Annotated in this window: 25 protein-coding genes; 11 read left to right on the forward strand and 14 right to left on the reverse strand. The window is 70.9% G+C overall.

The features are described 5' to 3' along the window. Window positions 1-10: 10 nt before the first annotated feature. From AB0L65_RS50955 to AB0L65_RS50965, 3 genes are read left to right on the forward strand one after another with little or no spacing between them, the layout of a single operon-like run. Window positions 11-418 carry a MerR family transcriptional regulator gene (locus tag AB0L65_RS50955; RefSeq protein WP_364262351.1) on the forward strand — a complete coding sequence of 136 codons (408 nt, stop codon included), beginning with the start codon at window positions 11-13 and terminating at the stop codon, window positions 416-418. A gap of 5 nt (window positions 419-423) precedes the next feature. After that, entirely contained in the window at window positions 424-1,233 is an 810-nt protein-coding gene (locus tag AB0L65_RS50960; RefSeq protein WP_364262354.1) for an NAD(P)-dependent oxidoreductase, read from the forward strand. A 60-nt stretch (window positions 1,234-1,293) separates the two neighbouring features. Continuing rightward, window positions 1,294-2,052, forward strand: coding sequence for an IclR family transcriptional regulator (locus AB0L65_RS50965; protein WP_364262357.1), 759 nt, complete (start codon window positions 1,294-1,296; stop codon window positions 2,050-2,052). A gap of 63 nt (window positions 2,053-2,115) precedes the next feature. Here AB0L65_RS50965 and AB0L65_RS50970 read toward each other — a convergent pair whose 3' ends face one another. From AB0L65_RS50970 to AB0L65_RS50985, 4 genes are read right to left on the reverse strand one after another with little or no spacing between them, the layout of a single operon-like run. Further along, a complete protein-coding gene (locus AB0L65_RS50970) occupies window positions 2,116-2,925 on the reverse strand; it encodes a carbohydrate ABC transporter permease (RefSeq protein ID WP_364262360.1) in 810 nt (269 codons plus the stop codon). After that, window positions 2,922-3,848 carry a sugar ABC transporter permease gene (locus tag AB0L65_RS50975; RefSeq protein ID WP_355200389.1) on the reverse strand — a complete coding sequence of 309 codons (927 nt, stop codon included), beginning with the start codon at window positions 3,846-3,848 and terminating at the stop codon, window positions 2,922-2,924. The genes AB0L65_RS50970 and AB0L65_RS50975 overlap by 4 nt, the downstream gene beginning before the upstream one ends. Beyond that, complete coding sequence (locus AB0L65_RS50980) at window positions 3,845-5,131, reverse strand: ABC transporter substrate-binding protein (protein WP_364262363.1); 1,287 nt, start codon at window positions 5,129-5,131, stop codon at window positions 3,845-3,847. The genes AB0L65_RS50975 and AB0L65_RS50980 overlap by 4 nt, the downstream gene beginning before the upstream one ends. After that, the gene (locus AB0L65_RS50985) at window positions 5,128-6,417 is read right to left on the reverse strand and encodes an alpha-glucosidase/alpha-galactosidase (protein ID WP_364262366.1); all 1,290 of its coding nucleotides are present in this window, start codon (window positions 6,415-6,417) and stop codon (window positions 5,128-5,130) included. Before AB0L65_RS50985 ends, AB0L65_RS50980 begins: the two co-directional genes overlap by 4 nt. A 241-nt stretch (window positions 6,418-6,658) precedes the next feature. Between AB0L65_RS50985 and AB0L65_RS50990 the strand changes: the two genes are divergently transcribed. The 4 genes from AB0L65_RS50990 (at window position 6,659) to AB0L65_RS51005 (ending at window position 9,920) form a co-directional block, all read left to right on the forward strand. Beyond that, a complete protein-coding gene (locus AB0L65_RS50990; protein ID WP_364262369.1) occupies window positions 6,659-7,603 on the forward strand; it encodes an endo alpha-1,4 polygalactosaminidase in 945 nt (314 codons plus the stop codon). A 294-nt stretch (window positions 7,604-7,897) separates the two neighbouring features. Then, on the forward strand, window positions 7,898-8,053 hold the full coding sequence (locus AB0L65_RS50995; RefSeq protein WP_364262372.1) for a hypothetical protein: 156 nt from the start codon (window positions 7,898-7,900) through the stop codon (window positions 8,051-8,053). A 147-nt stretch (window positions 8,054-8,200) separates the two neighbouring features. After that, window positions 8,201-9,139, forward strand: coding sequence for an alanine racemase (locus AB0L65_RS51000; protein ID WP_364262375.1), 939 nt, complete (start codon window positions 8,201-8,203; stop codon window positions 9,137-9,139). Window positions 9,140-9,155: 16 nt separating this feature from the next. Continuing rightward, the gene (locus tag AB0L65_RS51005; RefSeq protein WP_364262378.1) at window positions 9,156-9,920 is read left to right on the forward strand and encodes an SDR family oxidoreductase; all 765 of its coding nucleotides are present in this window, start codon (window positions 9,156-9,158) and stop codon (window positions 9,918-9,920) included. Window positions 9,921-9,937: 17 nt separating this feature from the next. On the opposite strand, the gene AB0L65_RS51010 is transcribed toward AB0L65_RS51005, so the two are convergent. The 3 genes from AB0L65_RS51010 to AB0L65_RS51020 are packed head-to-tail and all read right to left on the reverse strand — an operon-like array spanning window position 9,938 to window position 11,067. Beyond that, window positions 9,938-10,381, reverse strand: coding sequence for a MarR family transcriptional regulator (locus AB0L65_RS51010; RefSeq protein ID WP_350727327.1), 444 nt, complete (start codon window positions 10,379-10,381; stop codon window positions 9,938-9,940). Further along, complete coding sequence (locus AB0L65_RS51015; RefSeq protein ID WP_364262381.1) at window positions 10,378-10,569, reverse strand: hypothetical protein; 192 nt, start codon at window positions 10,567-10,569, stop codon at window positions 10,378-10,380. Before AB0L65_RS51015 ends, AB0L65_RS51010 begins: the two co-directional genes overlap by 4 nt. Window positions 10,570-10,599: 30 nt before the next feature. After that, window positions 10,600-11,067: a TetR/AcrR family transcriptional regulator C-terminal domain-containing protein gene (locus tag AB0L65_RS51020; RefSeq protein ID WP_364262384.1), complete on the reverse strand. Its 468-nt coding sequence runs from the start codon at window positions 11,065-11,067 to the stop codon at window positions 10,600-10,602. Between the two features lie 3 nt (window positions 11,068-11,070). Between AB0L65_RS51020 and AB0L65_RS51025 the strand changes: the two genes are divergently transcribed. Further along, entirely contained in the window at window positions 11,071-11,910 is an 840-nt protein-coding gene (locus AB0L65_RS51025; RefSeq protein ID WP_364262387.1) for an NAD(P)H-binding protein, read from the forward strand. A gap of 25 nt (window positions 11,911-11,935) precedes the next feature. Here the strand turns inward: AB0L65_RS51025 and AB0L65_RS51030 are convergent, their stop codons facing one another. From AB0L65_RS51030 to AB0L65_RS51060, 7 genes are all read right to left on the reverse strand, one after another. Continuing rightward, window positions 11,936-12,997, reverse strand: a complete 1,062-nt coding sequence (locus AB0L65_RS51030; protein ID WP_364262390.1) for a VWA domain-containing protein — start codon at window positions 12,995-12,997, stop codon at window positions 11,936-11,938. Further along, window positions 12,998-13,951 (reverse strand): VWA domain-containing protein, encoded by a 954-nt coding sequence (locus AB0L65_RS51035; protein ID WP_364262393.1) that lies wholly within the window; start codon window positions 13,949-13,951, stop codon window positions 12,998-13,000. A 31-nt stretch (window positions 13,952-13,982) separates the two neighbouring features. Continuing rightward, window positions 13,983-14,870 (reverse strand): DUF58 domain-containing protein, encoded by an 888-nt coding sequence (locus tag AB0L65_RS51040; RefSeq protein ID WP_364262396.1) that lies wholly within the window; start codon window positions 14,868-14,870, stop codon window positions 13,983-13,985. Between the two features lie 6 nt (window positions 14,871-14,876). After that, window positions 14,877-15,866: a MoxR family ATPase gene (locus AB0L65_RS51045; protein WP_364262399.1), complete on the reverse strand. Its 990-nt coding sequence runs from the start codon at window positions 15,864-15,866 to the stop codon at window positions 14,877-14,879. A 26-nt stretch (window positions 15,867-15,892) separates the two neighbouring features. After that, window positions 15,893-16,687 (reverse strand): trypsin-like peptidase domain-containing protein, encoded by a 795-nt coding sequence (locus AB0L65_RS51050; RefSeq protein WP_364262402.1) that lies wholly within the window; start codon window positions 16,685-16,687, stop codon window positions 15,893-15,895. Window positions 16,688-16,854: 167 nt separating this feature from the next. After that, window positions 16,855-18,021, reverse strand: a complete 1,167-nt coding sequence (locus AB0L65_RS51055; RefSeq protein WP_364262405.1) for an erythromycin esterase family protein — start codon at window positions 18,019-18,021, stop codon at window positions 16,855-16,857. A gap of 120 nt (window positions 18,022-18,141) precedes the next feature. Then, entirely contained in the window at window positions 18,142-19,266 is a 1,125-nt protein-coding gene (locus AB0L65_RS51060) for a serine hydrolase domain-containing protein (RefSeq protein ID WP_364262408.1), read from the reverse strand. 432 nt (window positions 19,267-19,698) lie between these two features. On the opposite strand from AB0L65_RS51060, the gene AB0L65_RS51065 reads away from it, so the two are divergent. The 3 genes from AB0L65_RS51065 to AB0L65_RS51075 all read left to right on the forward strand — a co-directional run. After that, the gene (locus tag AB0L65_RS51065; protein ID WP_364262411.1) at window positions 19,699-19,995 is read left to right on the forward strand and encodes an RNA polymerase sigma factor; all 297 of its coding nucleotides are present in this window, start codon (window positions 19,699-19,701) and stop codon (window positions 19,993-19,995) included. Further along, window positions 19,988-20,878, forward strand: coding sequence for a CU044_5270 family protein (locus AB0L65_RS51070; RefSeq protein WP_364262414.1), 891 nt, complete (start codon window positions 19,988-19,990; stop codon window positions 20,876-20,878). The genes AB0L65_RS51065 and AB0L65_RS51070 overlap by 8 nt, the downstream gene beginning before the upstream one ends. A 47-nt stretch (window positions 20,879-20,925) precedes the next feature. Then, the coding region (locus tag AB0L65_RS51075) for a S8 family serine peptidase (protein WP_364262417.1) at window positions 20,926-22,877 on the forward strand (1,952 nt) is incomplete at its 3' end.

Genomic DNA, 22,877 nt, shown 5'->3' on the forward strand with positions numbered 1-22,877 from the left:
TAATGTACACATGAAGTCAAGCGAGGGGATGGCCATCGGAGAGCTGGCGGAGCGGTTCGGCCTGGACACGCATGTCCTGCGCCATTGGGAGAGCATGGGCCTGCTGGCACCCGCGCGGCGCGCGGGCGGTCAGCGTGCCTACGGGCGGCGCGATCTCGAGCGGGTGGCGCTGATCCTGATGGGCAAGGAGGCCGGCTTCACGCTGGGCGAGTTGCGCGTGCTGCTGTCCGCCGCCGATCCGATGGACCACCGTGATCTGCTGCGCCACCACGTTCAGGAGCTCGAACGGCGCATCTCACGGGCCCGGGCCGCCAAGGAGCTCGTCGAGCACGCCCTCGCCTGCCCGCACAGCTTCGCCGAGTGCGAGCACGCCCGCGAGCAGATCGCCACCCGCATCCCGGAAACCATGGATAAGTGATCAACATGACCAGACTCCCCGAACACGTCCTCGTGACCGGAGCCGCCGGCAACATCGGCCAGGTGCTGCGGCGCACGCTGCTGCCCAAGATCGCGCGGGTGCGCCTGTCCGACCTCCGCGACGTCGGCCCGCTCGCCGCGCACGAGGAGTTCGCACCGGCCGACCTCCTGGACCTCGACCAGGTGCGGGCGGCCGTCCGGGGCACCGAGGCGGTGATCCACCTCGGGGGCGTCTCCGACGAGGCCGGGTTCGACGCGATCAAGGGCCCCAACCTGGAGGGCGTCTACAACGTCTTCGAGGCGTGCCGAAGGGAGGGCGTCCGGCTAGTCGTCAACACCAGCTCCAACCGCATCACCGGCTTCCACCCGGCGGGGGCGACCCTCGACGGGGAGGAGGCCGTGCGGCCCGACGGCCTGTACGGCGCGGCCAAGGCGTTCGGGGAGGCACTGGGCAGCCTGTACGCCGACCGCTTCGGCCTCGACGTGATCTCCGTACGCGTCGGCTCCTTCGAGGAGCGCCCCACCGAACCGCGCCACCTGCACACCTGGCTGAGCCACGACGACGCGGCACGGCTCTACGGCGCCTGCCTGACCGCGCCGCCCGGCTCGGGACACGTGGTCGTCTACGGCGTCTCGCGCAACACGCGGTCGTGGTGGACGCAGAACGCGGCGGCGGGTGCCCTCGGATACCGGCCGATGGACGACGCGGAGGACTTCGCGGCCGAGCTGGACGCCTACACCGAGCCCCATCAGGGAGGCCGGTACACGCGCTACGAGTACGGCGGATGGGCCACCCGGCCCGGCGACACCCGCTGACTGGAGCCGTTCCGCGATACGCGCTAGCCTTCCATGAAGCGGAACAGGGAGGCGAGGGTAGTGGCGGACGGGCAGTCCCCGGTGGGGAGCGTCGATCGCGCGCTGCTGATCTTGCAGGAGATCGGCAAACACAGCAGAGGCGTTACGCTCGACGAGCTCGCCACCAGGCTCGGGCTGCCCAAGAGCTCGTTGCACCGGCTGCTGGGGGCCCTGAAGCATCGGGGGTTCGCCGCGCAGCCGGAGCCCAGCGGGCCGTACTTCCTCGGCACGGAGATGCTGGCCACGGCCTTCAGGTTCTACGAGACGATGGACCTGCGCAGCCTGGTGCGGCCGCTGCTCCTGCGGTTGAGCGACGAGTTCGCCGAGACGGTGCACATGGCCATGCTGGACGGCGGCGAGGTCGTCTACCTGGACAAGGTGGAGGCGGTGCGGACGATCACGATGACGTCCGTGGTGGGCGGCCGCAACGCCGCCCACTGCACGGGCGTCGGCAAGGCGCTGCTGGCCTGGACGTACCCGACGGACGAGGCCGTCAAGGCGTGGGCCGCCCGGTACGGCCCGCTGGCCATCAGGACCCGTAACACCATGACCAACCCCGCCAAGCTGGCCACCCACCTGGACCAGGTGCGCACGCGCGGCTACGCGCTCGACCTGGAGGAGAACGAGCCGGGCGTGCGCTGCGTGGCGGTCCCCGTCTTCCTGGGGAGGACGGCGCCGGTCGCGGCGGTGAGCGTGACGGCGCTCAAGGACCGGATGTCGCCGGCCAGGATGGAGGAGATCGGCGAGAAGCTGCGGCAGGCGGTCGCCGAGCAGGCGTGAGGCGCGCGGGCGCGGCGCTCCTGGCCGCCTTCACCACGCTCCCCGCCGGCCCGTACCGCGACCTCAGCCCTTGACCGCGCCGGTCAGCGCCTGGACGAAACGGCGCTGGCCGAACAGGAACACGGCCAGCACCGGCAGCGTGGTCAGCACCGTGCCGGCCATGATGGCCGGCCAGTCGGCCCGGTGCTGGCCCTGGAAGGTCGTCAGCCCCGCCTGCACCGTGTAGTTGGCCTCGGAGTTGATCGCCACCAACGGCCAGAACAGGTCGTTCCAGGCCGTGATGAACGTGATCACGGCCAGCGCCGCCATCGCCGGCCTGGCCACCGGCAGCACGACCCGGAAGAACACGCCGAAGCGCGAGCAGCCGTCGATCCGCGCGGCCTCCTCCAGCTCCTTGGGGAACGACTGGAAGAACGAGGTCATCAGGTAGATGCCCACGGCGGAGGCCAGCGACGGCACGATCAGTGCGCCGAGCGTGTCGGTCAGCCCGGCCTCGCTGAAGATCAGGAACGTCGGGATGACCGTGAGCTGGAACGGGATCAGCGCGGTCGCGATGACCAGGATCAGCACCGTCTTGGAGCCGGCGAATTTGATCCTGGCGAAGGCGTACCCGGCCATGCTGCACAGCACGAGCTGGGCCGCCACGATGACGCCAGAGACGATCACGCTGTTGAGGAACCAGCGCGGGAAGTTCGAGCGCTCGACGACCGTACGGTAGCCGCCCAGGTCCACGGCCTCGGGCCAGATCGCCGGCGGGAACCGGTTGAGCTCGGCCTGGGTCATGACGGAGCTGAGCAGCAGCCACACGAACGGCAGCACGACCACCGCCGACATCGGCACCAGCACCAGGTGCCACTTGCTGGGCCATCTCATCCGGTGGCTCCCCTCCGCCGCGCGATCAGCAGGCCCGTGACGATCAGCACCAGGGTGCCGGCGAACAGCACGTACGCCACGGCCGCGCCGTACCCGGCGGTGTTGAAGGTGAAGGCGAGCTGCCAGACGTAGTAGACGATGGTCACGGTCGCGTTGGCCGGGCCGCCCTTGGTGGTGGTCATGACCAGGTCGAAGAACTGCAGCGCGTCGATCATGCCCCACACCGTCAGGAAGATCGTCATCGGCCGTACCGACGGGACGATGACGTGCCTGAAGGTGGTCCACGACCCCGCTCCGTCGATCGCGGCGGCCTCCAGCACCTCCTTGCTGATCTCCTGGATGGCCGCCAGGTAGATGACCACGGCGAATCCGAACCGCGTCCAGAAGAAGATCAGCGTGAGCACCGGCATGGCCTGCGACGGGTCGCTCAGCAGCCCCTGCACCGGCAGTCCGAGCTTGACGAGCAGGCCGTTCATCAACCCGAAGTCGCGGTCGAAGATGTAGCCCATGAGCAGCCCGGTGGCGGTGGCCGAGACGATGTACGGCACCAGGAAACAGGTCCGGTAGAACCCGATCCCGCGGACCTTCCTGTTCAGCAGCACGGCCACGACCAGCCCGGTGACCAGGGAGGCCGGGATGTAGAGCACCAGCAGCAGCCCGGTGTTGGCCACCGCCTGGAGGAACACGGGGTCGTCGAGCAGCGCCCGGTAGTTGGCGAGCCCCACGTTCGTGCCGGGTGTCATCAGGTCGGAGTCGGTGAACGACAACGCCAGCGCCCAGGCCATGGGCACGAGCGAGAAGCCGAGGATGACCAGCGACGCGGGGCCCGCGAACGACCAGCCGGCGACGTTGTCGCCGAGCCTGCGCCGGTCGCGGGGCTGCCGGTGCCCGGTGCGGGCGGCGCTGAGCGCGGTGCTGCTCATGATCCCGGTACGGCCAGCGCGGCGTCCGCCTTGCCGGCCGCCTGGTCCAGGGCGGTCTTGGCGTCGCTCTTGCCGAGCAGCGCCTGGGCGATGGCCTCGGCCACGAAGGCGGAGACCCGGGGGTACCGGGTGGTCGGCGGCCGGACCCGTTTGGCGTTGGCCAGGTTCGCCGAGATCACCTCAATGCCCGGATATTTCGCGACATAGTCCTTATAGCCGGGCAGTTTGGTGATCGACTCGCGGATCGGCAGCGAGCCGGTGTCGCCCATCCACTCCAGCTGCTGCTCGGCCGCCGTCAGCCAGGCCAGGAACGTGGCCGCGGCCTTGACCCGGCGCTCGTCGTGCTCGAACACCACCCAGTTGTCCGGCCCCGAGATCGTCTCGTGGTTCCCGTCGGTGCCGGGCAGCTGCGCGACGCCGTAGTCGACCTTGGCCGCCTGCAGGTCGGGCAGCACCCACGGACCGGTCATGAACATGCCGAGCCGCCCCGACTCGAACAGCTTCTGCCCCTTCTCCGCCGGGCTGGAGTCGAGGTAGACCGACTTGTCGACCACGGCCATGTCACGCAGCCTGCCGAGCGCCTGCTGGCCGGCGGCGGAGTTGAAGGCGGCCTTCTTGTGGTCGGGGGTGAGGATGTCGCCGCCGGCCTGCCAGAGCATCGGCCACAGGCCCCAGACCGCCTCCTCGCCGCCGCTGATCGGCCAGGTGGCGCCGAAGACGCCGTCCTTGGCGCTGGTGACCTGCTTGGCCTTGGCCCGGAAGTCGTCCCAGGTCCAGTCCGGTCCGGGCGCCTCGACACCGGCCTTGGCCAGCAGTTTCCTGTTGTAGAGGACCACCATGTTGTCGACCACGGCGGGGAAGGCGATGACCTTGCCGTTGACGGTGACGGACTCCCGCTCGCTGGCCCAGAAGTCCTGCCAGTTGATCGCCGGGTCCTTGACGACCTCGGTGAGGTCGGCCGTCTTGGGGTTCCTGGCGATGTTGGGGGCCCAGGAGCCGTACAGGTAGGCGATGTCGGGATAGGCGTCGGAGGCCAGCGCGGCGGTGAGCTTGGGCAGCATCCCGTCGGCGGTGGCCCCGCCGGACTCGGTCTTCACCTTGACGCCGGGGTGGCTCTGGTTGAACCGCGCGACCAGCTTCTCGATCGACTTGGCGGAGTTGTCCTCCTGGCCGTGCCAGATCGTGATCTCCACGGGGCCGCCGGCCGCCTGCTCCTGGCCGCCGCCCGAGCAGCCGGTGACCGCCAGGGCGAGGAGCACGGCGGCGACCGGCGCGCGCCTCATCGGACACCCTCGGGGAGCAGGTCGCCGTGGGCGGCGATCATGTCGTCCACGAGGTCGTGGATCTGCTGGAGCGTCAGCGTGGCCGAGGCGTTCGGGTCGAGCATGACGGCGTGGTAGACGTGGTCGCGCCGGCCCTCCAGCGCCGCGCGCACGGTCAGCTCGCCGACATTGAGGAACGTCCGGTTCAGCGCGGCGAGCTGGGGCGGCAGCGCGCCGATGCGGGTCGGGCGCATCCCGGCCCGGTCCACCAGGCACGGCACCTCGACGCAGGCGTCTTCGGGCAGGTTGGAGATCAGGCCGCCGTTGCGCACGTTGCCGTGCACGACCCTGGGGGTGCCGGTCTCGATGGAGTGGATGACGTCCGAGGCCAGCTCCCCGGCGGGGGCGATCTCGACGCCCTCCCCGGCGGCCAGCCGCCGCCTGGTCTCCTCGTACGTGCCGAGGTTCTCCGCCGACCACCGCAGGTAGATCTCGACGGGGATGCGGAAGTGCTCCACCTGGTCGTCGTGGTGCAGGAACCAGGGCAGGTACTCCGAGCCGTGCTCGCTGCTCTCGGTGGGGAAGTGACCGAACCGGCGGTACATCTCCACCCGCACGGTACGGCGCAGCTCCGGGTCGCGGGCGATGACCTCGTCCAGCACCGGATACAGGTCCCTGCCCTTGTGCTCGAACTTCAGCACGAACGCCTGGTGGTTGGCCCCGGCGGTGACGAACGACACCTCTTCCTCCGGCACCTCGACGAGCGAGGCCAGCCGGGCCTGGGTGTCGCGTACGGAATGGCAGAGCCCGACGACGTTCCTGAACGCGGTCCCCTCGTAGACGGCGCGGGGGATCATCGCCATCGGGTTGGTGTAGTTGAGCAGCAGCGCGTGCGGAGCCAGTTCGGCCAGGTCCGTGCCCAGGGCCACCATGACCGGGATCGTCCGCAGCGCGCGGAAGACGCCGCCGACGCCGAGGGTGTCGGCGATCGTCTGCCGCAGCCCGTAGCTGCGGGGGATCTCGAAGTCGACGCGGGTGGCCGCGTGCCCGCCGACCGCGATCTCGTTGATCACGTAGTCGGCGCCGTCCACGGCGGCCCGCCGGTCGAGGTGCGCCTCCACCTTGGCGCCCAGGCCCAGCTCGGCGACCATCCAGTTCGCCATGGCCTCGGCCGTGGCCAGCCGCTCGGCGTCGATGTCGTGCAGGACGAGGGTGGACTCCCCCAGCTCGGGGAAGGTCAGGATGTCGGAGAGGACGTTCTTGGTGAACTCGACGCTGCCCGCGCCGATGAACACGATGCGTGCCATGGGGCTGTTTCCCTCCATTGAGCACGGCGGGCATGGGCCCGCTGCGTGCGGGTGAGTATAACCACGCATCCACCATGCAGACCAGGATTCCACCATTCGGAAAATGGTGGTTTAGCGGATATCGCTGGCGAGGTGTCTGCTCTTATGGGATTCTCAACATCAAGATCGGATCGATCACCTCGTCAGCCATAGATTTCCCTTATCACGGAATAGCATTCCGTATCGCGGAAGGACCAATGCCTTGAACCTCCGGACGCTCTTAACCCGGCTCGCCGTGGCCACGGCCCTGATACCGGCCTCCGCGACGCTCCTCGCGACCCCCGCCCAGGCGGCGTCGGCGGCGATCTGGCGTCCGCCGGTGGACAGCCGCTGGCAGTACCAGCTCCAGGGCAGCAAGACCTACGCCGCCACCGGCGGCGTCAACGTCGAGATCTGCGGGGTCCCGCAGAGCGGCGGCGCCTGCGTGCGGCCGACCGTCTTCGACATCGATCTGTACGCCGCCGAGGAGGTCGCCGGCGACAACAGGACGCTCAACACGGCGGCCGTCAAGGCCATCCACGCCCGCGGGGCCAAGGCGATCTGCTACATCGACGCCGGCTCGATCGAGGACTTCCGGCCCGACTACCAGCAGTTCGTGGACTTCCACAAGAAGAACGGCGACTCCCTGCTGGGCAAGCCCTTCAGCGCCGAGTTCCCGAACGAGCGCTGGGCGAACATCAACAACGACAAGGGCCAGCGCGACTTCCTGCTGAAGATGATGGCGGCCCGCGTCGACAAGTGCGTCCAGGCGGGCTTCGACGGGGTCGAGTTCGACGTCGTCAACGCCCACGAGGAGGGCAAGTCGGTCACCGGCTGGACCGTCTCCCCCGCCACCCAGCTCGTCTACAACCGCGCGCTGGCCGGCCTGGCCCACGACCGGGGCCTGTCGGTGGCGCTGAAGAACGACCTCAGCCAGGCCGAGGAGCTGGTGTCGTCCTTCGACTACGCGGTCAACGAGGAGTGCTTCCAGTTCGACGAGTGCTCCGAGCTGAGCGTCTTCGTCAAGGCGGGCAAGCCCGTGTTCCATGTGGAGTACGAGACCGCGCCGGCGAGCTTCTGCGCCGGGTCGAAGACGCTGAAGTTCAACTCCCTCAAGAAGCCCGAGGACTACTCGCTCTTCGACAAGCCGTACAAGCCGTGCAGGTAACGGCGACCCACCGCCACATCCCGGCCCGCACGCCGCAACGGCGGCCTGCGGGCCCCGGCCCGACCGGCGCGCCGTAACGGCATCCCCCAGGCCGCATCCTGGCCCGCGCGCCGCAATGACGGCCCGCGGAACCCGGCCCGGCCGGCCCGACGCAGCGGCGGCCCGCGAGGCACGGCCCGGCTCTTCGGCGGCCACGCCACGCGGCCGCACCGACGACCGGCCGGTCGCCACATCGCACCGCCGGCAACCGCCGACCGCGCGGGCCGGCCGCTCCTCGCGACCCCGCTCGGCGGCGTGCGAGCCGTCGACGTGGTGGAAGGCGGCGAACCGGGCGGCGTCGTGACGTTCCAGGTGCGCCTCCGGCCCGCCGGGCCGGAGGCCGGGCGCCTCCGGCCGGGGCCGCCGCCCCCACGGGTCGCCGACTCTCATGCCTCGCTCCTCGTTCTGTGATGCGGAATGAAGTTCCAAATCCGTGCCAGAACACCAGGAAGCGAGATCGCTGTCAAGAGGCAGCACAGTTCCACATTTCGGAACGCTGGTGCACGATTCGGAATCGGTGCTATTTTCGGGGAAATCTTCCGAAGGGGCGGTCCACCGATGTACCCCGAACTCGACACTCCGGCGCTCGTCATCGACCTCGACGCGGTCAGGGCCAACATCATGGAGATGGCCGAGTCGGCCGCCAAACACGGCGTCAGGCTGCGGCCCCATATCAAGACGCACAAGATGCCCGAGCTGGCGCGGATGCAGCTCGACGCCGGGGCCGGCGGCATCACCTGCGCCAAGCTGGGCGAGGCCGAGGTGATGGCCGACGCCGGGATCGACGACATCCTGCTGGCCTTTCCCGTCTGGGGCGAGCCCAAGCTGCGCCGCCTGGCCGCGCTGCGCGAGCGCGCCAGGATACGGGTCAGCCTCGACTCCCCCGAGGTGGCCGCCGGGCTCGGCCGGCTGGGCGGTCCGCCGGTGGAGGTGCTGGTGGAGGTGGACACGGGTCAGCACCGGCTGGGCCGCCCGCCCGGCCGTCCCACCGCCGAGCTGTGCGCCCGGGACGGCATCGAGCTGCGGGAGATCAGCGTCGGCTGCACCCCCACCGCCCGGCACGCGGCCGGCGTGGCGGGCGTGACCGAGATCCGGCCGGGCACGTACATCTTCAACGACACCGCGATGATGCGCCTGGGCGTGGCCACCGAGCGGACCGCGGCGGCCCGCGTGCTGACCACCGTCATCGCCAGGCCGACACCGGAACGGGTCGTCTTCGACGCGGGCACCAAGTGCCTGACCTCCGACGGGTACGGCACGCCCGGCTGGATCAGGGCCGTGGGCCTGCCGTACCTGCACATGGAGTTCCTCAACGAGGAGCACGCGGTCGCGCACCTGGAGCCGGGGCATCACGGCGAGCTGCCGGTCGGCACGCGGGCGCAGCTCATCCCCAGCCACGCCTGCTCGGCCCTCAACCTCTTCGACCTCGCCTACGGCGTCGAGAACGGGCAGGTCACCACCGAACTCCGCGGCGCGGCCCGCGGCGCGGTCCGCTGACGAAGGAAGGGACATCATGCGGGGACTGGCCGGCAAGCGGGTGCTGATCAGCGGCGGGAGCAGCGGCATCGGCGCCGCCACGGCCCGCAGGTTCCTGGAGGAAGGGGCCAGGGTCGTGCTCGGCGGGCTTCAGCAGGAAGAGGTGGACGGCGCGGTGGCGGAGCTGTCCGCGCTGGGCGAGGTGCACGGGCTCGCCGGCGACGTCAGCGCGGAGGCCGACGTGACCAGGCTGGTGGCGGGCGCGATCGCGGCGCTGGGCGGCCTCGACGTCCTGATCAACAACGCCGGTACGGCCTGGCGCGAGCCGTTCCTGGAGATCACGCCCGACCACTGGGACAGGATCATCGCGGTCAACCTGCGGGGCATGTTCCTCGTCGCCCAGGCCGTGGCCCGCCATCTGGTGGAGCAGGGCACGGGCGGGGTCATCCTCAACATGTCCTCCACCAACGGGCTGGGCGGCGAGGCCGACTACGCCCACTACAACGCCTCCAAGGGCGGCGTGCTGCTGCTCACCAAGACGATGGCCGTCGAGCTGGGCAAGCACGGCATCCGCGTCAACGCGCTGTGCCCCGGCTACATCCAGACCCCGCTCAACGCCTCGATCTCGGCCGGGCTCGCGGGCGACTTCGTCACCTCGTACGAGCGCGAGCACATCCCCCTCGGCAGGGCGGGGCTGCCGGAGGAGGTCGCCGCCGGCTACGCCTTCCTGGCCTCCGACGACGCCGCCTTCATCCACGGCACGGAGCTGGTCATCGACGGCAGCCAGCTCGCGATCATGTGACGCACGGGCGCTCGCGGCTACCGCTGATCGCCCTCCTCCAGGTTCGCGATCATGCGGTCGAGCGTGCGCATGAACGCGTCGAACTCCTCCTGGTCGATCCCCCGCAGCGCGCGGGCGTTGGCCTCCCGCGCGCCCCGGGTGAGCTCGGGCTGGATCTGGCGGGCCCGCTCGGTCAGCCGGTAGTGGGAGCGCCGCCGGTCCTGCGGGTCGGCGGTCCGGACGACCAGCCCGTCACGCTGCATGCGTTTGAGCGTGTGGGCCATCGTCGACTGGTCGATCCTCACCCGTTCGCACAGCTCCTGCTGGGTGAGCCCGTCCTCCTCGAACAGGGCCAGCAGCTGCGCGAACTGCCCCGGCGTCACTCCCGTGTCGGCGATGTTGACCCGCAGCCCGTTGCCGAGCAGCCGGGCCAGGTGGTTGATCTGGTAGCCGAGGGACGACTGCCGGGGCAACGAGGTCACACACGTTCCTTTGCGCGGATCAGCCGGCGGATGCGCGGCCACTGCCACATGGCCACGCCCGAGGCGAGCAGGTCGAGGTGGCCGACCGTCCGCGTGAGCTGGTCGGCGGCGGCGTGGTAGGAGCTCTCACGCCGGACCGCCCACGGCGTGGGAGCGGCGGAGTCGCGGCAGCGCTTCGAGGAGATCATCGGCATGCCGCACGCGCGCCGCGACCGCCGTCAGCGCAGCCGGAGTGTGGCGGCGGCGGTCTCGACCCAGGCCGCGAGGAACCGCTCCGGGTCGAGACCGCCCGGAGTGTGGCCGATCATGGCCCGGAGCAGCGGATAGTAGGTCAGGGACGCCAGGAGCACGGCCCCGGCCGCCTCCGGATCGTCGACGTCGGCCCGGCCCAGCTCCTTCTGCGCGGCGATCCAGGCGGCCCCTTGGGCGTACACGCCGGCCAGCACCCCCTCCCACATGCGCTCGAACAGATCGGGAAACCCGTCGTACTCGCGCAGCATGATGCGGATGAGATCGCGGTCGCTCTCCAGCGACTCCCAGACCACCCGCGCCATGCGCTCCAGCGCCGCGCGCCCGTCCGCGTCCGCCGGCCGCTCGGCCGTGGCCGCGGCGGCGCGCCGGGCGACGGCCTCCATGTTCTGCCGCACGGCCTCCTCCAGCAGCCTGCCCTGCTCGCCGCGGGGCACACGGTGACCGCTCTTGCCCGCACGCCGGGGAAGGCGGCCGCCCTCAGCAGCCAGGGCGCCGTCCCCGTCACGGTGTCACTGTTCGACCGCGAGGCGCTGACCTCGGCCTTCGCCGGGCACGACGCGGTGGTCAACCTGGCCAGCGCGATCCCGCCGATGAGCAGGTTCATGAGCGTCGGAGCGCAGCGCCAGAACAACCGGGTGCGCACCGAGGGTTCGGCCGCCGTCGTGGACGCCGCGCTGGCCGCCGGGGTCGGCCGGGTCGTCCAGGAGTCGGTCAGCATGGTCTACCGCGACCAGGGCGCGCGCTGGATCGACGAGGACGCGCCCGTCGATCACTACCCGATGACCCGCGGCAACTTCGCCGCCGAGTCGAGCGCGCACCGCTTCGGCCGGGAGGGCGGCGGCGCGGGCGTGGTGCTGAGGTTCGGCTGGTTCTACGGGCCGGGGGCCGCGCACAGCGAGGAGATGTACGCCCAGGCCCGCCACCACGTCGGCATGGTGCTCGGTCACCCCGACGGCTACGTCTCCTCCATCCATCTGACCGACGCCGCCGAAGCCGTCGTCGCCGCGCTCGGGGCGCCCGCGGGCACGTACAACGTCGTCGACGACGAGCCGCTGACCAAGCGGGAGTACGCCCACACGCTGGCCCGCGCCGCCGACACCCGCCTGTGGCTCAGCGTCCCCGGCCGCGCCGCCTACCTCTTCGGCCACCGCCTCACCTCGCTGACCCGCTCACTCCGGGTCAGCAACGCCCGCTTCCGTACGGCCACGGGCTGGGCCCCGCACTACCCCAGCGCCCGCGAGGGCTGGCCGGCCACCGCCGCCGTCCTCACCGCATGACGCCGACGTGGACCGATGAGGCGTGTCAGCGGGCCGGGGAGCGGGGGCGGTTCCACCAGAGGGACAGGGACAGGGCCGCGGTGATGAGGACGGCGCCGCCGGCGGCGAAGGCGACGGCCGTGTCGACCCGCTGGTGGATGACGGTGAAGGTGCCGGGCAGGGCGTCGAGGGCGCTCTGGAGCTGGTCGGCGTTCTCGGCGCGGTGGTAGGAGCCGCCGGTGGTCTGGGCGATCTGCTTGAGCGCGGGCTCGTCGATCATGCGGACGTTGCGGCCGCGGTCGAATCCGCCGCGGCCACCGAAACCGCCACCCCAGCCGCCGAAGCCGCGGCCGTCGAACTGGGAGTTGTCGCAGACCATCGGGGCCGGGTTCGTGGTGCCGAAGCCGATGGTGAAGACGCGGACGCGGCGCAGGGCCGCCTCCTGGGCGGCGGTCTGCGGGTCGACGCCCTGGGTGTTGGCGCCGTCGGTGAGCACGACGATCGCGGCGCCGGCGTAGCCTCCCCCGCCGCCGTCGGTGGGGTTCGCGCCGGTGGGGGTGACCGACGGGTCGACCTCCGCGATCGCGTCGATCGAGGTGAGCATGGCCTGCCCGATCGCGGTGCCGCGGGACACGGTGAGGCCGTCCAGCGCCTTGATCAGCGAGTCGGTGTCGTCGGTGGGAGGCACGAGCAGCCCCGCGTTGCCCGCGAAGGTGACCAGGCCGATGCGCGGCCCGCCCCGCTGTGACTCGATGAAGTCGGCGGCGGCCTTCCTCGCGGCGGTGATGCGGTTGGGGTCGACGTCCGTGGAACACATGGAGCCGGAGGTGTCGAGCGCGAGCAGGATCGTCGCCGACGTCATCGGCACCGGCACCGACGCCTGCGGTCGCGCGGCCCCGACCGCGAGCAGCGCGAGTCCGGCGATGAAGAGTGCCGCGGGGATCTTCCGCGTCCAGCGCGTACGGCCGGGCAGGGCGCTGCGTACGAGCGCGATCGAGGTGACCCGCACGGCGGCACGCCGTCGGCGGCGCCCCGCCCACCAGCGGATGGCGAAGATCAGCGGGATGATCAGGACGGACAGCAGCGCCCACGGCCATGACAACGACATTCAGATCACCCGTCCAGACCGGAGCACGGTGAGCGCCGCTCCGGCGGTGAGCAGCGCGAGGGCGAGCCCGATCAGGGCGCCGGCGAGGGGCAGCGGCTCGTCGGAGACGGTGAGCCGCAGATCGATCGTGTCGGCGATCCCGTCGAGCCGCGCGGTGTCGGAGGCGGGGTGGTAGGCGCCGCCGGTGGCCTGCGCGATCGAGGTGAGGGCGGCCTCGTCCAGCGAGGTCTGCAGGCGGTAGCCGTCGACCTGCACCGTCGCCCCGGCCGTGGTGCCGACCCCGACGGTGTGGATGTGGACGCCCGCCTTCTGGGCCACGGCGGCGGCCTGTTCGACGCCCGGATCGCCGGCCCTGCCCTGGTTCTGGCCGTCGGAGAACATCACGATCGTCGCCGACGGCCAGTAGCCGACGTCGGGCGCGGCGCCGTCACGGCCGATGGCCACCTGCTTGCCGGTGATCAGCGTCAGCGAGGCCGTGATGGCCGCCCCCAGCGAGGTGCTGCCGGTGATCTTCAGCCGGTCGATGGCCTTGAGCGCGATGGAGTGGTCGGCATCGGGACGGGCGGTGGTGAGCCCGCCCCGTGCGAACGCGACGACTCCGATGTCGACGCTGTCGGGCTGCGCCGCCACGAACGCGCGGGCCGCCCGCTGCGCTCCCGCCAGCCGGGTGGGCGCGACGTCGTCGGCGCCCATGCTGTTGGAGACGTCGATGGCGAGGATGACGGTGCCCGCGGTGCGCGGCACCGGCACCATGGCCGCCGGTCCGGCGGTGGCGATCGCGAGTACGGCGACGCCGGCGATCGTCAGGCCGCTGCCGAGGTAGGCCCGCCGGGCACCCGGTACGGCGGCGGCGAGCGCGGCCGTGCGGCGGCGCGCCGAGACGACGGCCGCCCAGGCGAGCGCCGCCGTGACGATCAGTCCGACGGCCGGCAGCAGCGGGGAGGACAGGGTCATAAGCCTCCTCCGTGCCCGTTGGTAACCCCTGTCATGGCGACCGGTCCCGGGTTCGGGCGACGACCTCGACGAGCGCCTCGGCCAGGTCGCGGTCGGTGTCGACGCGGTGTACGGGCACCCCGGCCCGGCGCATGCCCGCCGTGAGCCGGGCGTCGCGGGCGTCGACGGCCTCCCGGAAGCGCACCCGCAACAGCGGGTCGGCGGAGTCGACGACGAGTTGCTCGCCGGTCTCGGCGTCCTCGACCACGATCAGCCCGGCTTCGGGCAGCAGGTCGTCGGCCGTGTCCACGATGCGCAGGGCGACGACCTCGTGCCGCCGGGCCAGGCGCTGGAGCGAACGCTCCCAGTCGCCGTCGCCGATGAAGTCCGACAGCACGACGACGAGCGCGCGGCGGCGCGCGAGCCGTCCGGCCGCATCGAGCATCTCCGCCAGGTCGGTGGTGGTGCCGCCACGCGCCGTTCCGGCGGTGCGTTCCAGCTCGGCGCCGATCCGCAGCGCGTGCCGCCGGGAGGTGCCGGGCGGCACGACGCGCAGCATCCCCGTGTCGAACAGCAGGGCGCCGACGCGGTTACCGCCCCGGCCGAACAGCCGGGCCAGGACGAGCGCGAGCTCGGCCAGCACGTCGTGCTTGCCGCGCCCCGGCCGGCCCGCCAGCATCGACGCCGACCGGTCGAGCACGAGCCACACCGTCAGCTCGCGGTCCTCGGTGAACACGCGCAGATGCGGCTCGTCCAGCCTGGCGGTCACGTTCCAGTCGATGTGCCGGGCGTCGTCGCCGTCGCCGTAGGGGCGCAACCCGGTGAAGTCGATCCCGGAGCCGCGGTGCGCGGTGCGGTGGGCGCCCTGGAGCCGGCCGTCCAGCCTGCGGACGACCTTCCACTCCAGGCGGAGCAGCAGCTTTTCGGGGGCGGTGGCCATGGCGGCTCAGCGGTTCTGCAGGACGACGTCGGGCGCCCGGACGGCCCCGAGCACCCTGGTGATGATCGTGTCGGCGTCGACGTCGTCCGCGAGGGCCTCGTACGACAGCACGAGGCGGTGGCGCAGCACGTCGAGCGCGAGCTCGGACAGGTCGTGCGGCAGGACGTAGTCGCGGCCGCGCAGGAACGCCAGCGCCCGGGCACCCGTGACCAGCGCGATCGACGCCCGCGGGCTCGCCCCGTAGGTGACGTACCGTTCCAGCTCGCCGAGCCCGGCCGTCGCGGGCGAACGCGTCACGGCGACCAGCCGGACCGCGTAGTCGACGATCGCCGGATCGACGTACACCTGCTGAGCGCGAGCCCGCATCGCAACCAGTTCCTCGGCCGTCACCATCGCCTGCGGCGGGTCCGGCGGACGCAGCGCGCGTTCGACGATCGCCTGCTCCTCGGACTGCGTCGGATAGTCGACGACCACCTTCATCATGAACCGGTCGACCTGCGCTTCGGGCAGCGGGTAGGTGCCCTCCGACTCGATCGGGTTCTCCGTCGCCATGACCAGGAACGGCTCGGGCACCCGGAACGTCTCACGGCCGATCGTCACCTGATGTTCCTGCATCACCTCCAGCAGGGCGCTCTGCACCTTGGCGGGGGCGCGGTTGATCTCGTCGGCCAGCAGCAGGTTCGCGAACACCGGGCCGAGCTCGGTCCTGAACTCCCCGGAGTGCTGGTGGTAGACCCGCGTGCCCACGAGGTCGGCGGGCACCAGGTCGGGGGTGAACTGGACGCGCTGGAAACTCCCGGCGATCGCGGCGGCCAGCGACCTCACCGCGAGCGTCTTGGCCAGGCCCGGCACGCCCTCGACGAGCAGGTGGCCGTCGGCGATCAGCGCGACGGCCATGCGCTCCAGCAGCACGTCCTGCCCGACGATCGTGCGTTTGACCTCGAACAGCACCTGTTCGAGCGGATGAGCCGACTCGGGGGACTTGGTCGAGGTCATCGTCTTCCTTCTCGAGATGTGTCCGGTCAGATCTGGGGTCCTTCGCCCAGCGGGCCGTCACCGTCGCCGCCGCCCAGGGCCACGCCGATCGGCACCGCGAACGCGATGCCGGCGAACGCCTCGTCGCCGCCCGGGTCGGCGATCGAGACCACGATCCCGATGACCAGCCCGCGAGCGTCCAGGAGGGGACCGCCGGAGCTGCCCGGGTTGACGGAGGCGTCGAACTGGATGAGCCCGCCCAGGTCGCGGTCGCCGTCTTCGGTGGTCCGGTTCAGGCCCGACACGACCCCGGTGGAGACGCTGTAGGTCAGGCCGAGCGGGTTGCCGATCGCCACGACGGGCGCACCCACGGCCACGGCGCCGCCGAGCGTCGCCGGGACGACGATCTCCGGCAGCTTCGCGGGCTTGAGGGCCGCGACGTCGCGCTTGGGGTTCGACGACACGACCACGGCCTTCGCCTTGGTGCCGTCGGCGAACGTCAGGTTGACGTCCTTCGTGCCCTTGATGACGTGGTGCGCGGTCAGGATCGTCCCGTCCTCGGCCGCGATCACCCCGGTTCCGAGCGACTTCCCGGCCTGGATGACCACCACCGACGGCCCGACCCTCTCGAAGACCTCCCCCGTCGTGAGCGTCGCGCTGGGGGTCGGCGTCGGGCTCGGCCTGGGCGCGGCTGCTTCGCCGCTCCCACCGCTGCCGCCCAGCCAGTACGCGAGCACCGCCACGAGGACGAGCACGCCGCCCCCGACGACGAACCGCCGAGCCCTCCCGGCCCCGGCTCCCCGAGCCTCGGCCGCATCGGCCTCCTGCGGCACGTGCTCCATCGCCCCATAGTCATAAAACTGAGCTCAAAGTGCCACAAAATCCACCTGAGAACTCCATGAGAACCGGTGGAGCCTCCCACGCGGACGCCGGCACGGATCCGGCGTCCGCGTGCTGCCCCGTGACTTGGTCGTCGCGCCTGCCGTGATCAACGGGCAGGCCGCGCCTGTCAGCCCAGCTTTTTCAGGTTGACGGCCTGCTTGAGGAAGACGATGCCGTCGATCGTGTCGAGCTGGGCCGGGTCCAGCGGGAAATAGGCGAAATCATCGGAGACGCGCTTGGCAGGCGTCGTGACGGCCTCGGCCAGGCGGCGGGCGTCGATGAGTGAGTGGTCCCACGGGAGCGTGGACAGCATGCCCTCGACGGTGTCCGGGGACGGAATGTCTTCGCCGACCGTTCCGAAGGCCGAGGCCAGGAAGGCGAACCGGCCTCCCAGGTGCGTCGCGGCGATCGCCCCCGCGCTCCACCACTCCAGCTGCTGGTCGCCGAACGGCATGAGGGTCTTGTTCCGCTGCAGGTGGAGGTTGGAGGCGAAGACCAGGGCCGGGCCGTTCTCGGCGATGGCGCGCAGGTTGGCGGCCATCATCGCGTCCCGCAGCGCCGACAGCCGGGTCCACCGTTCCGGGGAGGCGTCGGCCATCCAGTAGTGGTAGCGGAGCAGGCCGATGGCGGTGCGCCCGTACAGTTCCGCCCGCTCCCTGTCCTCCGCGCTCAGCTGCGGCGCCTGCGTGTCGAGCGCCGCCAGCAGGTCGTCGGCGATCAGCCGCAGCCGCTGGGCGTCGGCGGACTGGCCGATCGACTGGGACGGGTCCATGGCGGTGGCCTCGTTCGACCACCGCTCGTCCGGGCCCAGCAGCGTGTCGAGGGTTTCCCTGCTGCACAGGAGCGGGCCGTCGAGGAGGTCGTGGAGGGCGGTGAGTGCCTGGCGGGGGCTCGCCGCCCAATACTCCAGAGGGCCGTCGAACCCGAAGAACCGGAGCTTCTCATCATGCTCCTCGTTGTAGGCCCGCATCCAGCGTACGAGCTCGCGGTTGGCCGGTGAGGTGCCGAAGGCGTGGCTGAAGCCGCGTTCCATGACGTCGTCGAGCGTGCCCGCGCCCGTCGTGACGTAGTCGTCCACCACGAGGCCCATGAGGCAGTCGCTCTCGATGGCGAACGACCGGTAGCCCTCGTGCTCGACCAGATGCCGGAAGATCTCGTTGCGCAACTCGCCCAGCTCCCCCACGAAGTGCCTGGCCTCGCCCAGGCTGAACAGCAGGGGCTGGGCGGGAAGCGACCGGAGGAACGCCGAGATGTTCGCGCCATCGACCGGCCGGGCTGTGTCCTTGATGTCCATGCCTTCAACCGTATCGTTGAACACTCGGTGTAAACTTTTTCCCGATTATCCGCGCCATCGTTGCGACGGACCCTCAATCGAGGATGCATCCGCGAGGCGAGTGGACCGGGCGCGCGTTCCTCAGTTCGCGGCCTGCCCGCCGCAGAACACCTCGTCGACGAGCCTCCGCGTCGCCTTCTGGAACGCCTCCGCCAGGGACAGCTCGGCGTCGTCCACATAGTTCAGCGCGGCGGTCAGGGTCGTGCCGCCGTCGGGCGTGCTGTACATCAGCGCCCCGTGGCCCGCGATGCCGCCGTTGTGGGTGATGACGGTGCCGCCGCACTCCGTGTCCTGCACGAACACGCCCAGGCCATAGCCGACCTTGGGCTCCGGCGTGCACATCTCGGCCAGCAGCTCGGCCGGCAGGAGCTTGCCGCCCATCAGCGCGGAGATGAACGTGTGCAGGTCCTGGGTGGTCGAGATCATGTCACCGCCGGTGGAGATCCAGGAGGGGTTCTGGCGGGTGACGTCGACCGTCTCCTGCCGGCCGGGCCCCCCGTACCGGTAGTAGGCGTGGGCGTGCGGCTCGGGGATCTCCGGCGAGGTGTCCGGCACCACGGTGCCCGTCAGGCCGAGCGGCTCCAGGATCAGCCGCCGCATCTCCTCGGCCGGCGAACGGCCGGTGACCTTCTCGACCAGCAGCCTGGCCAGCACATAGTTGGTGTTGGAATAGCTCCAGTCGGTCCCCGGCTCGAACCGCGCCGGCTTGGACAACGCCAGATGTACCAGTTCCTCCGGCCGGTAGGTCCTGAACCGGTTGTCCACCCACTCCTGGCCCGACCAGACGATCCCCGGCACGTGCTCGGGGTAGTAATCGCCGGTGAAGTTGAACACCCCGCTGGTGTGCTGCAGCAGCATGCGCACCGTGATCCGCCGGTCCAGCCCGAACTCGGGCAGGTAGTCATCCACCGGAGTGTCCAGCCCGATCCTGCCCTCGCCCACCAGCTGCAGCACCACGGTCGCGGTGAAGGTCTTGGTGTTGCTGCCGATCCGGACGTGCCCGTTCACCGGCGGGGTGGCGGTCTGGCCCAGCTTGCGCCGGCCGGCACTGCCGACCCACTCGCCCCGCTCGTCGTGCACGCGCAGCGTCACCCCGGTGAAACCGGAATCGACGATCTCCTGGATGGCCTTCTGCAGCTCCAGGCGATCCGGCCCGGACGGCAGGGTGAGGGTGAGCTTGTCCTGGTCGGTAGGGGTGACGGACATGGTGACGCGCTCCTTCGGCACTGTGACGACGCTCAGCTGAACGGACAGGCGCTGAACCGTTCATGGCGTCCACCATCTCCGACCACTCTGATACCGGACCGTCGCCGTCCTGACGCGGCCGCTGACACGAGACGGCGAGCGCGCCCGGAGCACGGTGACGATGGTTGCGGTGGTGGACATGGCGACCCGTGACCGACCGGTCCGCATGGCGTGTCCGCGCCGGGGTGCGGTGAAGTCGGTCCGCTGGGAACCTGCGAAGGCCCTGCGGATAAAGACCTTCGTGACAATCACCTCAGAACGGGAGCTCGTTTTGGCGGATCCCCCACCTCCCGGCGACCGCCGGCCATCGGTACGCGGTCAAGCTGGGCTGGTGGATCGCCGGGACGACTCCGCCGTCATCGCGGCGTCCCTGGACGTAGCGGTTACCGGGCCATGGCCCGTACGGGTGAGGACCCGGTGGTCGCCGCGTTCGACGAGCGGGTGGCCGCCCGAGTCTCCGCATCGGCCACCCGGCAGCGCCTGGCCGCCGCGCTGGCGAAACTCGGCCGCGGTGAGCGGGACGTGCTGCTGCTGATCGCCTGGGGCGATCTGACGTACGAGGAGACGGCCCAAGCGCTGCGGGTACCCATCGGCACGGTCCGATCACGCCTGTCACGAGCCCGCCGCAAGGTCGCGCACGCTCTGGGCGGCGCCAATCCGGTTGAGACACCAGAGGAAGATCATGAATGACCTTGAGCTGATCAGGCTTCTGCGCTCGGAGGTAGCGGAAACCGACCCGGACGCCTTGACCGGCGCGCGGGGGCGGCTGCTGGCCGTGATGGCCCGCACGGCGGCTCCTCGACGGTCCCGGCGACCTCTGACCGTACGTGTCACGGGCCTTGCCGCTACCGCGGTCGCGCTCGCGGCGGCCGTCGCCGTCATGATCGCCACGGGTCAGACCGCCGCGCCCGTCAAGCCGCTGCCCTACGTCCGTGAGGCCCTGCCGCTGACCTCCGCCAAGAACATCCTGCTCGTCGCCGCCGCCAACGCCGAGCATGAACCACAAGGTTCCGGGACCTACTGGCACATCAGACGGGAGAGCGAGGACGGCCGGCCCCGGGGAGAGAGCTGGACCACCCGCGATGGGCGGCAGTGGAGCAGAGGCATGCCGGGCCGGGGCGAGGGCGTGGTGAAGGAGCCCTCGGCGTCGTTCTGGCTGGGACTCGGGCCCGGCGGCGAAGTCGGCTTCCAGGACCTCCAGGCGTTGCCGACCGACCCCGAGACGTTGAAGCAGCGGGTCGTCAAGACGCAGACGGACACCGTCGGCGAGCTGGACATCGCCTTCCTTCCGCTGGTCTCGCTGATCGCGGAGTTGCCCGCGCCCGCGGAGGTCCGCGCCGCGGCGTTCCGGGCGCTCGCCTCACTGCCGAACGTGCAGCGGCTGGGCGCGGCCGACGGTGGGGAGGAGCTGATGATCCCCGACGGTACCTGGGAGATCAAGTTGGTCGTCGATCCCAAGACTTCCCGGGTGATCCGTACCAATCTGCTCCCCACCGCCAGTGGAGGGCTGGCCGGCGCGAACCGCGGGTTCATCAAGCTGACCACAGGGTGGACGGACGAGCTCCCCCGGTAGGGCCCCGGTCCGAAAGAGATCATTTCCCTTCGTCCATGAGGTAGATCATGACTTTAGGCAAGTCGCTCCTCGCCGCTCTGCTGGCGGGAACGATCGGTGCCACACCGGCACCACAGGCTTCGTCCCAGCAGGCGAACGGGGTGACCCTGATCACCGGTGACCGGGTGGTGGTCACCGGTCAGGGGCATCGCGTGGAGCCGGCCCCGGGCCGGCAGGTCGGCTTCTCCAGCCAGGTGCTCAAGGGGCACCTGTACGTGATCCCGTCCGACGCCGCACCGCTGATCGCCCAGGGCGTGCTGGACCGGCGGTTGTTCGACGTCACCCAGCTCCTGGCCTGGCGGTACGGCGACGCCGACACCCCCGACATCCCCGTCATCGAACAGGGCATCACCACGTCACTGGGTTCCTCGCAGGTGCGGCGGCTGTCCAGTCTGGGCATGAGCGCGGCGCGGGTGTCCAAGGCGAACGCCGCGCAGACCTGGCGCGATCTCACCGGAGCCCGCACTCTGGTGACGGGCCGTTCCAAGCTGTGGCTGGACGGCCGCAGGCCGTTCCTGCTGGATGAGAGCGTCAAGCAGATCGGCGCACCGCAGGCGTGGCAGCAGGGCCTCACGGGCAAGGGGATCACGGTCGCGGTCCTCGACTCCGGCTACGACCCCGACCATCCGGACCTCAAAGAGGCGGTGACGCAGGAGCGGAACTTCAGCGACGAACCCGATATGCGCGACAACGTCGGCCACGGCACCCACGTGGCCTCGATCGTGGCCGGCAGAGGCGAGAAGTACCGGGGTGTCGCGCCGGAGGCGAGCCTGGCCATCGGGAAGGTAGGCGGACCCGAGGGGCCGACGGACTCGGCCGCGCTCGCCGGTATGGAGTGGGCCGCCGTCGAGGTCAAGGCCAAGGTCGTCAACATGTCCTTCGGCGAATTCGACCTTCCGGAGCTGGACCCGCTGGAGCAGGCGGTCAACACGCTGTCGGAGCGGACCGGCACGCTGTTCGTCGCGGGGGCGGGGAACAGCGGCCCTTCGCCGTCGTTGTTCTCCCCCGCCAGCGCGGACGCGGCCCTGGCCGTGGGCGCCGTGGACAAGCAGGGCCTGCTGGCGGACTTCTCCAGTCCCGGGCCGCGGGTGAACGATCACGCCATCAAACCCGAGCTGACCGCGCCCGGAGTGGACATCACGGCCGCCGCTCCCGGGGGCGGCTACCAGGAGATGAGCGGTACGTCGATGGCCACGCCGCACGTGGCCGGGGCGGCGGCGATCCTGGCCCAGCGCCACCCGGACTGGACGGGCGCGCAGCTCAAGGCCGCGCTGATCGGCAGCGCCGCCCCCGCTCAGGGCGCGACCCTGTACCAGCAGGGCGCCGGAATGGTCGACCTGGTGCGCGGGTTGCGGCAGCAGGTCGTGGCCGAGCAGGGCACTCTGTGGGCGAGCTTCCCGTACAACGGCACCGGCGAGCGGTCGGCGACCAAGACGATCACCTACGCCAACGCGGGCGACGCCCCCGTGACTCTCGACCTGTCGGACGACAGCCAGGTGCTCAAGCTGTCGGCGGACCACCTCACGGTCCCGGCCGCGGGCAAGGCGTCGGTCACGCTCACCATCGACGCCGGCGGGAAGGCTCCGGGTGACTACCCGGGGACGGTCACCGCCAGGTCGGGCGACACGGTGATCCGCACGCCGGCCAGCGCCTACGTCGAGCCGGAGTCCTACGACGTCACCGTCACTGTCCTCGACGCGCAGGGCCGCCCGGCCGATCCCTATGAGAGCCAGATCTACAACGCCAGGACCGGGGCCGTCCACCTCCCGGTTTTCCGGAACGGCGTGGCCACCGTCCGGCTGCCCGAGGGTGACTGGAACGTCCTCACCGTATCCGCGCTCCCCAAGCTGGCCTCCGCGGTCGCCGACGTCCCGGTGACGATCGACGGCGTCCACCGTCAGCTGACGGTGGACGCACATGACGCGAAATACCGTCAAGTCCCCGACGCAGAGGTACAAGG

It is taken from the genome of Nonomuraea sp. NPDC052116, assembly GCF_040680035.1.
Lineage (GTDB): Bacteria > Actinomycetota > Actinomycetes > Streptosporangiales > Streptosporangiaceae > Nonomuraea > Nonomuraea angiospora_A.

Excerpts from the sequence above, each read along its gene's own strand:
- AB0L65_RS50955 (WP_364262351.1), top strand. The coding sequence starts at position 11 with ATGAAGTCAAGCGAGGGGATGGCCATCGGAGAGCTGGCGGAGCGGTTC.
- AB0L65_RS50960 (WP_364262354.1), top strand. The coding sequence starts at position 424 with ATGACCAGACTCCCCGAACACGTCCTCGTGACCGGAGCCGCCGGCAAC.
- AB0L65_RS50970 (WP_364262360.1), bottom strand. The coding sequence starts at position 2,925 with ATGAGATGGCCCAGCAAGTGGCACCTGGTGCTGGTGCCGATGTCGGCG.
- AB0L65_RS50975 (WP_355200389.1), bottom strand. The coding sequence starts at position 3,848 with ATGAGCAGCACCGCGCTCAGCGCCGCCCGCACCGGGCACCGGCAGCCC.
- AB0L65_RS50980 (WP_364262363.1), bottom strand. The coding sequence starts at position 5,131 with ATGAGGCGCGCGCCGGTCGCCGCCGTGCTCCTCGCCCTGGCGGTCACC.
- AB0L65_RS50985 (WP_364262366.1), bottom strand. The coding sequence starts at position 6,417 with ATGGCACGCATCGTGTTCATCGGCGCGGGCAGCGTCGAGTTCACCAAG.
- AB0L65_RS51000 (WP_364262375.1), top strand. The coding sequence starts at position 8,201 with ATGTACCCCGAACTCGACACTCCGGCGCTCGTCATCGACCTCGACGCG.
- AB0L65_RS51005 (WP_364262378.1), top strand. The coding sequence starts at position 9,156 with ATGCGGGGACTGGCCGGCAAGCGGGTGCTGATCAGCGGCGGGAGCAGC.
- AB0L65_RS51015 (WP_364262381.1), bottom strand. The coding sequence starts at position 10,569 with ATGATCTCCTCGAAGCGCTGCCGCGACTCCGCCGCTCCCACGCCGTGG.
- AB0L65_RS51030 (WP_364262390.1), bottom strand. The coding sequence starts at position 12,997 with ATGTCGTTGTCATGGCCGTGGGCGCTGCTGTCCGTCCTGATCATCCCG.
- AB0L65_RS51035 (WP_364262393.1), bottom strand. The coding sequence starts at position 13,951 with ATGACCCTGTCCTCCCCGCTGCTGCCGGCCGTCGGACTGATCGTCACG.
- AB0L65_RS51040 (WP_364262396.1), bottom strand. The coding sequence starts at position 14,870 with ATGGCCACCGCCCCCGAAAAGCTGCTGCTCCGCCTGGAGTGGAAGGTC.
- AB0L65_RS51045 (WP_364262399.1), bottom strand. The coding sequence starts at position 15,866 with ATGACCTCGACCAAGTCCCCCGAGTCGGCTCATCCGCTCGAACAGGTG.
- AB0L65_RS51050 (WP_364262402.1), bottom strand. The coding sequence starts at position 16,687 with ATGGAGCACGTGCCGCAGGAGGCCGATGCGGCCGAGGCTCGGGGAGCC.
- AB0L65_RS51055 (WP_364262405.1), bottom strand. The coding sequence starts at position 18,021 with ATGGACATCAAGGACACAGCCCGGCCGGTCGATGGCGCGAACATCTCG.
- AB0L65_RS51060 (WP_364262408.1), bottom strand. The coding sequence starts at position 19,266 with ATGTCCGTCACCCCTACCGACCAGGACAAGCTCACCCTCACCCTGCCG.
- AB0L65_RS51065 (WP_364262411.1), top strand. The coding sequence starts at position 19,699 with ATGGCCCGTACGGGTGAGGACCCGGTGGTCGCCGCGTTCGACGAGCGG.
- AB0L65_RS51070 (WP_364262414.1), top strand. The coding sequence starts at position 19,988 with ATGAATGACCTTGAGCTGATCAGGCTTCTGCGCTCGGAGGTAGCGGAA.